The following is a 10435-nucleotide window of genomic DNA, read 5'->3' as shown; positions in this document are numbered from 1 at the left end:
ACTTCGGGCGCACCGCCCGATCGGCCGCCTGCTGACGACGAACCATCCCACACCTCGCTGATCACAAGGTGTTGCGACGACCGGTTGAATCCGCCTTGCGGCCCGGCGTCGGAGTGATGTATCAGCTCGCCGGGCTCCGGCGGGCGCCCGTCTCGGTCGCGCTGCCACAGCCCCATGTCCAGTGTGTCCAGGGCGAGTTGAGTCTGCTTCGACATCGACGCGGACCAGCCGACGATGCGGCGGGAGAAGGTGTCCACGACGAAAGCGACGTAGACCACGCCGGCCCAGGCGGCGACGTGCGTGAAGTTGCAGCAGCCGAGCAGCGCCGTCCACCCCGGCCGGGATGTGCAGGGTGCCCACGCCGCCGTAGTTCTCGACCAGGCAGCCCTCCAGCGCGGCCACGCCCTGGGCGATGTCCAGCGGGCCCTAGCCGGGGCCATCGCGAGCAGCGCTGCCGGGCTGGCTGCCGACGGCGTCACTGTCGGGTCCTGACGCTTCGCCCCTCCCGTAACTGTCCCTGACGGACGGCCGCCCTGTCGGTCCCGTGGGCCAGGCAGGGCGGCCGTCGCGCCATGGCTGTCAGTCGTCCCTACGTTGTTGATCGGCTGAGCGAGCCATTCGTAGGGTTGGCCCCGTGTGAAGTTGGCCGAGCACCTCCGCTCGGGGCCCCGGGCGCCGCGCGTCTGTTCGGGACGGGACGCGCGCGGTCGGTCCGTCAGCGCACCGAAAGCCGTACCAGCCGCGCCGCCCGGTGCCCGTCGCCGCCCTCCACCCGCAGCGAGACGTAGCGGGCCGTCGCGCGGACGCGCAGTGCGCGGGTGCGGCCGCGCCCCGCGGCGCGCCCCCAGTCCCGGTAGCCGATGCCGTCGGTACTGCCCTCGACTCGCAGGCCGGGAATGTCGCCGCCGGTCCACTCGGCCTCGATCTCCCGTACCGGGAGCGCCGCGCCGAGGTCCACGACGAGGCGGCCGTCCTTGCCCGGCCGCCACGAGCTGCCCGGGTCCCCGTCGACCGCGGCGGACGGCTCCGACATGCCCGCGGGCAGCGGGCTGGTGGGAAAGACCGTGCGACCCAGCGCCAGATCGTTCACCGGGTACGCCGTCGCCCCGTGCAGCCGCACCACGGCCGGCCGTCCGCCGGAGCGCACCGAGACCACCGCGGTCCGGCCCTGCGCGCGCACACGCACCCGGCAGGAGACCCCCGAGAGCCGCAGCGTGGCCCCGTCCTCGACACTCACCCGCAGTCCGGCAGGCAGCGCACGACCCGAGACCGGGGCGAGCGTGAACCGCGGCGCCAGCAGCAGCGCCCGCGCCGCAGGCAACTCGCTTTCGTGGACGATCCCGTCCCGGGTCACGGTCTGCGTCCCCGCGAAGACATACCGCTCGGCGCCGTCCTGCGGCACCGAGACACGGGTGCGGACCTCCTCGCCGGAGAGATTGAAGAGACTCAGGTGCTCCTCCACGTACGCCGCCCGCACCCGCGCGTGCTCGGCCGACGGCGCCTTCCGCGCCGCCAGCGCCCGCAACCGGTCGGGCGAGGCAGCGGGATACCCCTCGATCACGACCGGGGCCGCGGGGCCGTCACTGAGGACAAGCGCGTCGTCGTAGACGGAGACGGGGTGGTCCCGGTCCGCGCCGCGCACCACGAGACCGGCGCGGCCATCCACGTCGAGCCAGCCGCCGTGGCTGCGGGCCCGCGCCGCGGGATAGACGGCGAGATCCTCCCACCGCTCCCCATCCGTCGAGCCCTGAACGCGGTAGCCGCGCCCGGCCGCGGCCTCCCAGCGCAGCGTCACCTCCCCGACCTCCCGCGCGGCGCCGAGGTCGACCGCCAGCCAGCTGTCTGCGCGCTTGCGGTCCGCGGTGGCCACCGCCCAGCGGGTCGCCCCGTCACCGTCCACCGCCAGCTCCGGGCCCATGCCCGGGGCCGCCGAGGAGGCCGTCGCCGCGCCGCCGCGCGCGAGATCCTCGCCGCCGGCCTCCGCGCGGGCCTCGAAGGCGAACAGCGAGTAGCCGTACGCCGGATCGGGCCGCACCCCCTGCATGCGCAGGTAACGCACGGCGGTGCGCGGGACGTCGAGCGTGTCGACGCGCCCACCGGCCGCCGGGGCGCTCGCCCCGTCCTGCGCCGCCACCCGCACCGAGCCCTCCGCGAAGCGGAAGGTGCGGGATCCGCCGAGGCCGGGCATTCCCGGCATCGTGAGGTTGTACACCTCCAAGTGCCCCTCGCCCGCGCCCGTACCACTGCTCGCGTAGACGACGGCGCCGGACCCCAGCGTCGTGAACCCGGCCCAGCCGGTGTCGAGACGCAGCAGCGTCGCGCTGCCGTCGAAGCCGTCGCGGACTGTGGTCCAGGTCTCCACCGCGCGGCCCGAGACCGTGCCCGCCGTCGAGGGCAGGAACATCGGGGTGCCGCCGCTCAGCTTGAACAGCCAGTCGTCGTGCGCCGGCTGCCAGGCGAACTTCACGAAGCCCGGCTTGCTGACCGCCGCCGCCCACGCCGCGGGGGACTGGTGCGAGACGAGCCCGGGCCCGGAACCGAAATCCGTCACACCGGCCGCCCGCGTGAAGAACTCCTCCCGCGAGAGGGGCTCCACGGTGGTGTGCGCCGTCCACACGTGCAGCAGATAGCTCAAGGCGATCTCGGCGCGCGCCTCGGGCTCGTATTTCGGCTCGCCGGAGAACTTCGCGAGCCGGTAGCGCGGCGCGTACTGCTGGTACGCCTCCAAGCGGGCGGCGAGTTCGGTCTCGGCGCGGGCCGCGGCACGGTCTCCCACCACCCGCGCGAGGAAGGCGAGCGGGATGACGTCGCGCCCGTACAGGTGCTCGCGGTCGTTGACCATCGGCATCAACGGCTCGCCCGCGTCACTCATGACGCCGAGCAGGGTCCGCCACAACGGGGCGGCGTTGGGCTGCTTCGTCAGCACCTCCGGCAGCGGAGTGCCCGCGGCGAGGAAGTGCGAGGAGTTACGGCCCGAGGTGCGCCACAACTCCTCTTGGTAGTGCGGGCCGAAGGAGCCGTGGTTCTCGACGATGAACGTGTCGTAGAGGTTGCGCGCGGTGTTGCGGGAGACCGGCACCCCGTCCACCACCGCGGGGTTGGCGAGGTCGGCGGGCGGCAGCCCGGCCTCGTTGCGCGACCAGGTACCGAAGCGCTCCCTCCACGCGTCGTGCCGGGCATCGTCGCCGGCCCAGGCCAGCGCGGGGGCGAGAGACTGCGCGTAGACGCCCATCTCCTCCAGCTTGGTGTCGCCCTCGAAGCCGCCGGTCAGCCCGTGCGGGGTCCAGGAGCCCGAGGCCGGGTCGTCGCCGGTGCCGAGACCGTCGGTGTAGGCCGCCTGGCCGCGCAGGAGCGCGTCGACGTGGCCGCGGGTCGTCGCGTCCAGCTCGGACCACAGAAGCTTCGCGGCCATGACGAAGTACGACTGGAAGGTGGTGTCGAAGAAGAGCGTGCGGCCCCACTGGTCGCCGCCGGTGAGCCGGTTGGAGGCGGCGAAGTGGCGGATGGTGGCGAGGGTGCGTGTCCGCAGGGTGTCGCGGTCGATGCCTGTCAGGTCGCTGTCGTAGCTGCCGTGGGTGAGCAGCACGGCATTGCCGAGGACGACGGCGAAGCCGAAGTCCTTGTCCGTGTAGTAGCCGCGGGCCGCGTCCCACTGGGTCTCGGACCAGCGGGTGTGCTGTGCCAGGACGCGCAGGTAGGTGGCGGCGATGCCGTCGGAGGCCGTTGCCGTCCCGGCGGCGGGCGCGTCAGCCGCCGCCTGTGCCACTCCGGCGCCGACAGGTAGGGCAGTCAACGCGCCGGCAGCACCCAGGAGTTGGAGGAAATGTCGGCGGCCGACCTGGGCGGGGTGGTGCGACACGGCGAGGCCTTCCGTTTGGACAACGTTGTCAAGCAGCATTCTCGACAGCCATCCGGGCGGGAGTCAACGGGTAGGGCGCAGTACGTAGTAAGGGCCGGGCGGTGATCACGCGGGAGCAGCCGGACACCCTCACCAGGACCGGAGGGCGTCCGCTCTGTCCATCGCCCAACGGGGTCTCCGCGTCGGGGAACGACAACAAGTCGCACTGGGGCAGCTCACTGGGCCGATAACCGTGCGCGAGAACGGATCGATGGGGACACAAACCGGCCGCAGTTCCCGGCCCCGGTCCTCGAGGATGGTCATGCCCCTGTCCCAGGCGATCCGCCCGGCGATCACCGTCGGGGCATGTGGCGGTGGCGTGCAGTTCGTGGGTGCCACCGTCGGCCCCTTCGGTGGGCGCCGGGTTCACCGAGACGGCGCGCCCCGGTCCCGGGTACGCCGCCTCCACGGCGGCGTACCGGGATCATCAGCGAAGTCGTCCTGGTGGGGCGGGAGAAGCCGCACCGTGGGCCGTCATCGCCTCACCCTTGTGGTCGTGGCAGGCGTTGTCAGGTGCGGGTCCAGTGCTGGTTGCTGCCGTTCGAGCACGAGTAGAGCTGGATCAGTGTGCCGTTGGCTGTTCCGGCTCCGACGGCGTCGAGGCAGAGGCCGGACTGGACGCCGACGATGGATCCGTCGGAGTCGAGGCGCCACTTCTGGTTGTCGCCGCCCCAGCAGCTGTAGATCTGGACCTTGGAGCCGTTGCCGGTGCCGGCGGCGTCCAGGCACTTGTTGCCGTAGACCCGCAGCTCGCCGGCGTCGGAGTACGTCCACTGCTGGTTGGTGCCGTTGGAGCAGTCCCACAGCTGGAGCTGGGTGCCGTCGGTGGTACTGGCGTTGGGCACGTCCAGGCAGCGGCCGGAACCGACGCCCTTGACCTGTCCGCCACTCGAAGGGGGCGGTGTGGAGGAGCCGCCGTTGAGCGCGTTGAGGACGGCGGTGTAGGCAGCCTTCTTGCTGCCGTCACCGTTGAACAGCAGCGGCGTGTCTCCCGATCGCCAGGAGTCGGTGTCGCGCACACCCCAGACGGTGATTCCGAGGCAGCGCGAGACGGCCAGGCAGTCGTTGGTCACGTTGGCGTAGGTCGAGGCCGGGGCGCCCTGGATGTCGAGTTCGGTGATGGCCACGTCGACGCCGAGGGCGGCGAAGCTCTGCAGGGTGGTGCGGAAGTTGCTGTTGTAGGGGCTGCCGCTGTTGAAGTGTGACTGGAAACCGACGCAGTCGATCGGCACACCGCGCTGCTTGAAGTCCTTCACCATGGAGTACACGGCCTGGGTCTTGGCCCAGGTCCAGTCCTCGATGTTGTAGTCGTTGTAGCAGAGCTTGGCCGCCGGGTCGGCGGCGCGCGCGGTGCGGAAGGCGGCCTCGATCCAGTCGTTGCCGGTGCGCTGCAGGTTGGAGTCCCGCCGGGCTCCCGAACTGCCGTCGGCGAACGCCTCGTTCACGACGTCCCACTGCGCGATCTTGCCCTTGTAGTGGCCCATCACGCCGTTGATGTGGTCGATCATCGCCTGGCGCAGGGTGCTGCCGCTGAGGCTCTGCATCCACCCGGGCTGCTGGGAGTGCCAGGCCAGGGTGTGGCCGCGCACCTGCTTGCCGTTCTGCGCCGCCCAGTTGTAGACGCGGTCACCGGCGGTGAAGTTGAACTGGCCCCGCTGAGGTTCGGTGGCGTCGATCTTCATCTCGTTCTCGGCCGTCACCATGTTGAACTCACGGCCCGCGATCGCCGTGTAAGCCGAGTCGCCCAGTTTTCCCGAGGCGATGGCGGTGCCGAAGTAGCGGCCGCTCTGCGCCGCCGCGGCGCCGAGTGTGCTCTCTGTGGCGTTTGCTCTCGGCGGCGCGACCAGGGCGGCGACCACACCGAGGACGCCGGCGACCAGCACCCACAGCAGACCGCGGATCTTCCGGTGGACAACATGTCTGGGAAGGGCATATGAGCCCATGACTGGTCCTCCAAGGCAGAAATCAGATCACGGAAGGTCGAGCGCAGGAATTTCGCGTCGTCCGCTCCCACGCGGCAGGCGGACGGACGCACTGAGTTACTGGCTGACTGACGGGTCGGGCCGGAGCCCGAGCGGCACGGCATCACCGGACACGCGATCACGGGACGGGACGGTCTCCGAGACAGACACGGGCACGGATCCGAGGTGCGTTTGCACATGGTGCAGTTGTTCAGGCGTGCGGAGATCCGGTCGTGCAGCACGGACTGCCCCGAGCCCGGTGCGGTCCGAAGTACCGGACTGTCGCAGGCTTCTCAGACAGAAATGATTGAGGAGTTGACCGTGCATCGTCAATCGCTTGGACGCAAAAAGTTTCTGATCCATTTACGAAAATTTCGACAACCCAGGAGCCGGGTGATGACGAGCCCCACCGTCTGCGGCTACCGAAGGCGCCGAGAAACGCGGTGTGACATGGGCCGACTGGCGGCGTGAGGTTCGACGTTTCGAACCTATCCTTCGAAATATTTCGTATCACATGTCGACACATGCGAGAGGTGTTGACGCCGTTCGTCGGTTGCTTATCATTCAGTTTGCTCGACTGTCCGACCTTCGTTCGATATTTCGTGCATGTTGAGCCGCTCGTTTGCGCAGCAGAGCAATTCCGGGGCACAGCAGAGCAATTCCGGGCCGCGCGCCGCCCGAACGAAGAGCCGTAAGGAGTCGCAGCGTGCATGTCATGGACCCGTCATTCACTCTCGAGGTTGAGGAAGTCCCCCATGCACAGAGGAAGTTGCCGCCGCAGGCGTACGCCTGCGGTGCTCGCCGCCGCTGCGGCGGTCCTGGCCGCGTTGGCGGCGATGCTTGAGGTCCACCGGTAGGCCGACGGAAGAGAACACGTGTCCGGCGGGTCGGGCCGGTGCCGGAGCCGGGGATGCCGCCGGTGAACAGCGGCTGCGGCGAGGCCCGTTCGCCGGCTGCGCCAGCATTCCCGTCGATAGACCAGACCCTGATCGGCGACGGCCAGAACATGTACCTCTTCTTCGCAGGTGACAACGGCAAGATCTACCGGGCGAGCATGCCCATCGGGAACTTCCCGGGCAACTTCGGCTCGTCGTACACGACGGTCATGAGCGACTCGACGAGCAACCTGTTCGAGGCGGTGCAGGTCTACAAGGTCCAGGGCCAGAACCAGTACCTCATGATCGTGGAGGCGATGGGCGCGAACGGGCGCTACTTCCGCTCGTTCACGACCTCCAGCCTGAGCGGTTCGTGGACCCCGCAGGCCGCGAACGAGAGCAACCCCTTCGCGGGCAAGGCCAACAGCGGTGCCACCTGGACCAACGACATCAGCCACGGCGACCTGGTCCGCAGCAACCCCGATCAGACCATGACCATCGACCCCTGCAACCTCCAGTTCCTCTACCAGGGCAAGTCCCCCAGCGCGAGCGGACCCTATGACCAGCTGCCGTGGCGGCCTGGTGTCCTCACCCTGAAGCGCTGACCTCCCCGGTCCAGGTGACCGCGACGCGGGGCGGTCCGCGAGTGTGTGGGTGAGCGGTTTACGGCGGGGGAGCGCCACCTGCTGACCGATGCCCACAGTCTGGAGGAAGCCCGGCCGTGCGGCGGCCGGGGTTCCTCCTGCTCGGGGCGGACCGGGCGGGATGTGAATCGTTCGGGTCTGGTCCGTAGTCGGTGGTGACGCCGAGTGGCTGCCAGGGCAGGAGGATGCGATGGCGAAGGGGGTTGAATCCGGCGCGTCCGTGCATCTGCCTCGTGATCCTCTTGGCGCGGGTGTTGACGCCTTCAGTGCGGCCGTTGTGGTGCGGCGAGGTGAGGCCGGTGTTGACAGCTGACCGGTCGAGTTCGAGGCCGTTGGTGAAACTGTGCAGGTGGGGCAGTGTGGCGGTGCGCGCGGTGGCGATCCACTCGGTGAGTTCCACATCGTTGCCCTCGGCCGGTTTCAGCAGGGCCGCGAAGCCGCGTACGAGATCGGCGAGAGCGGTCATCTCCGGGCAGGCCGCGGCGATCTTCCCCAGCAAGGAGGTTTCCTTCGGGCGCAGCTTGTCCGGGTGGGTGAGCAGGAGCCGGGTGGCTCGGCGTGGGGTGGTCACCGGGCGTTCCCCTCGGCGCGGCCTTGATTGAGGTAGCGGACCAGCAGGTTGGCGCTGCCGGTTTATCCCAACTCCTTTATCTCTTACAGCAGATGGGTGACCGGCACCGCCGGGTCGGCCAGGCGCCGTTCGCGGAGGTGGTCGCGGTAGGGGCGACGAGGGTGGGCCGGTAGGTGGGGGCGATTCGCAGAACCTGGGGTTCGGGCACGCGCGCGTAACGCTTGACGGTGGTCAGGGCCAGTTGCAGGCGGCGGGCGCATTCGAGCAGGCCGACGCCCTGGCCGAGGAGATCGTGGACCTTGTTCCAGCGTTCGCGAGTGGTCTGCTCGCGTACTACGCCGGGGCGCGACGGAGTGGGTCGATGGTGGCCCAGCAGCCGGCGTGGGCGCGAACTTCGAGCAGGAGTTTGCCGCACAGGTTGCGCCAGAGGCGCCAGCGGTCGCTGACCTGCACTGCGTCGGGCAGAACGCGGCGGACGGCCTCGGCGTAGGTGGCCGGGCCGTCCCGGCACGCGACCTCGACGCCGCTGCCGTGCTCGAGCAGCCAGGACTCCAGCGTCGTGGCCTCGCGGTCGGGCAGGACCATGACGCGCGCCTGCCGGTCTCGGCGTCCGTGATGATCGTGGCGTACCGGCGACGCAGGGCTGAATCGTCCACGCCGATCACCTGCGGGGCCGGTGGTTTCGGCGCGGGAAGGCGGCGCCAGAGATGGCGCAGCGCGGTACTGCGGGAGACCGGCACCGCCAGCCAGCCAGCCAGCCAGGCGGCGAGCCGGGCCGTCGCGCGGCCGCTTGACTCCCTGGCCACCTCGGCTGTCTGCGCGGCCGGCCGCACCGTGCGGCGCTGATGGCGCTCCAACAGCCCGGACGCCATTTTGCCGGAACGGCAACAGGAGTGGCGTGAGCGGCCACGATGGGTGACATTGGGCCCGTGACCGACGACATCACAGCGGGATCGCCCGCGTCTGACACTTGCTTGCCCGGCGACGGATACGTCGGAGACCCCGCGGTGCGGGCGGAGTGGGACAACCGATACGCCGACCGGCAACAGCTGTGGAGCGGCCGGCCCAACGGTGCGCTCGTGGCCGAGGTCGCCGGGCTCCCGCCCGGGCGCGTGCTCGACGTCGGCTGCGGCGAGGGCGCGGACGCCGTCTGGCTCGCGCGCGGCGGCTGGGACGTGACCGCGCTCGAGGTCTCGGGCGTGGCGCTGGAGCGGGCGGCCGGGCACGCGCGGGACGCAGGCGTCGCCGTTCGCTGGGTGCACGCCGCGCTGACGGAAGCGGCGCTCCCGCCGGCCTCCTTCGACCTGGTCTCCGCGCAGTATCCAGCCCTGCTGCGCACCCCCGACGCCGCAGCCGAGCGAGCACTGCTCGCGGCTGTCGCGCCCGGCGGCGTGCTGCTGCTCGTACACCACGCGGGGATGGACACCCAGCAGGCGCACGACAGCGGCTTCGACCCGGCTGACTACGTCTGGCCCTCGATGGTCGCCGCCCTGCTCACCGACGACTGGAAGGTGGAGGTGAACGAGCAGCGACCACGCCTGGCACCCGACGGCGGCGCCGGCGCGCACCATACCGACGACCTGGTGCTGCGTGCGCGACGGCTGCACTGAGCCCCTCCGCTCACAGCAGGCCCGGCATCTCGGCAGACTGGATGACCGAGCCACTGAGACTGGAGCCTGGTGGGAATCCGGTGCCAGGTGCCGTTCCGCTGCCACCGGCGGAACAGGTCGTAGCCCGGCCCCACGGCCCGTACTCGACAGGTACATCACGCCCCGGAACACCGGTACGGACCCGGAATCGTATGCCGTCGATCAACCGCCGCCGAGGCCAGACAGGCGGCCGCCCCGCCCCGACACGCTTCGGCAACAACGGCTCTAATATTGATCAGAGACTTATTGGGTTCACTCGTCGAGGATGTAGCGGACGTGCGGGGCCCTGAAGTAGCCGGTGACGACGTGGGGCTGGCGTTGTCGGCGGTGGAAGAACCGGCGGGTTTCGGCGGCGAGCGCGGCCTGGTCCCTGGCCCGGTGGGTGTGGGGCAGGCTGCGTTTCAGGTCGGCGTTGACCGGTTCGTCAGGGTTCAGCTCGGGTGAGTACGAGGGCAGGAAGTGCAGCTCGATCTCGTCGGCGTGGCCGGCGAGATAGGCCTGGACGGTTTTCGAGCGGTGGGCCGGGTGCCGGTCGACGATCAGGGCACCGGGAGAAAACGACCTCTCAGTACGGACCTGAGCAAGCCCCTCAAGCAATTGTGGATCCTCCGCGTGGACGAAGTCGGCGTGCTCTCGGCGTGCCGGGCGGAAGTCCTCGTACTGGGCGTACTCGGGCTTTCGCCCGGTGCGGCGAGAGGGCGTGCCAGGCGTCGCGGGGCGGGCGGGAGTGTGACGACAGGGCCTACTGCTCAGGTGCAGCGGCACGAGACACCGGGGTGTCCCGGTCGGCTCCGTCCAGGGCCACGGCCAGGCTCCGGGGGCGCATGTCCGTCCACG

General features: G+C 70.2%; 6 protein-coding genes and 3 pseudogenes. 3 read left to right on the top strand and 6 right to left on the bottom strand.

Features of this window, described 5'->3' with window-relative positions; all coding sequences use genetic code 11:
- Positions 1–89 precede the first annotated feature (89 nt).
- A pseudogene (locus ACFC02_RS39730) lies at positions 90–308 on the bottom strand (DDE-type integrase/transposase/recombinase); the annotation flags it as partial.
- Between ACFC02_RS39730 and ACFC02_RS39725 the strand changes: the two are divergent.
- Complete coding sequence (locus tag ACFC02_RS39725; RefSeq protein ID WP_376367427.1) at positions 301–492, top strand: hypothetical protein; 192 nt, start codon at positions 301–303, stop codon at positions 490–492. The pseudogene ACFC02_RS39730 and the gene ACFC02_RS39725 overlap by 8 nt on opposite strands.
- 223 nt (positions 493–715) lie before the next feature.
- Here the strand turns inward: ACFC02_RS39725 and ACFC02_RS39720 are convergent, their stop codons facing one another.
- Together ACFC02_RS39720 and ACFC02_RS39715 are read right to left on the bottom strand one after the other, a co-directional pair.
- The gene (locus ACFC02_RS39720) at positions 716–3898 is read right to left on the bottom strand and encodes a discoidin domain-containing protein (protein ID WP_376367425.1); all 3183 of its coding nucleotides are present in this window, start codon (positions 3896–3898) and stop codon (positions 716–718) included.
- Between the two features lie 509 nt (positions 3899–4407).
- On the bottom strand, positions 4408–5841 hold the full coding sequence (locus ACFC02_RS39715; protein WP_376367422.1) for an endo-1,4-beta-xylanase: 1434 nt from the start codon (positions 5839–5841) through the stop codon (positions 4408–4410).
- A 991-nt stretch (positions 5842–6832) separates the two neighbouring features.
- Between ACFC02_RS39715 and ACFC02_RS39710 the strand changes: the two are divergent.
- Positions 6833–7339, top strand: a pseudogene (locus ACFC02_RS39710) (non-reducing end alpha-L-arabinofuranosidase family hydrolase); the annotation flags it as partial.
- A 214-nt stretch (positions 7340–7553) separates the two neighbouring features.
- Here the strand turns inward: ACFC02_RS39710 and ACFC02_RS39705 are convergent.
- A pseudogene (locus ACFC02_RS39705) lies at positions 7554–8812 on the bottom strand (ISL3 family transposase); the annotation flags it as partial.
- A 66-nt stretch (positions 8813–8878) separates the two neighbouring features.
- Here ACFC02_RS39705 and ACFC02_RS39700 point away from each other — a divergent pair.
- A complete protein-coding gene (locus ACFC02_RS39700) occupies positions 8879–9559 on the top strand; it encodes a class I SAM-dependent methyltransferase (RefSeq protein WP_376367420.1) in 681 nt (226 codons plus the stop codon).
- A 10-nt stretch (positions 9560–9569) separates the two neighbouring features.
- On the opposite strand, the gene ACFC02_RS39695 is transcribed toward ACFC02_RS39700, so the two are convergent.
- Both ACFC02_RS39695 and ACFC02_RS39690 read right to left on the bottom strand, forming a co-directional pair.
- On the bottom strand, positions 9570–9815 hold the full coding sequence (locus ACFC02_RS39695) for a transposase (protein WP_376367418.1): 246 nt from the start codon (positions 9813–9815) through the stop codon (positions 9570–9572).
- 35 nt (positions 9816–9850) lie between these two features.
- The gene (locus ACFC02_RS39690; RefSeq protein WP_376367416.1) at positions 9851–10195 is read right to left on the bottom strand and encodes a transposase; all 345 of its coding nucleotides are present in this window, start codon (positions 10193–10195) and stop codon (positions 9851–9853) included.
- Positions 10196–10435: the final 240 nt, after the last annotated feature.

Source organism: Streptomyces sp. NPDC056160, from assembly GCF_042268205.1.
Lineage (GTDB): Bacteria > Actinomycetota > Actinomycetes > Streptomycetales > Streptomycetaceae > Streptomyces.
This window is presented reverse-complemented; position numbering and strand designations above follow the sequence as displayed.

Excerpts from the sequence above, each read along its gene's own strand:
- ACFC02_RS39720 (WP_376367425.1), bottom strand. The coding sequence starts at position 3,898 with ATGCTGCTTGACAACGTTGTCCAAACGGAAGGCCTCGCCGTGTCGCAC.
- ACFC02_RS39715 (WP_376367422.1), bottom strand. The coding sequence starts at position 5,841 with ATGGGCTCATATGCCCTTCCCAGACATGTTGTCCACCGGAAGATCCGC.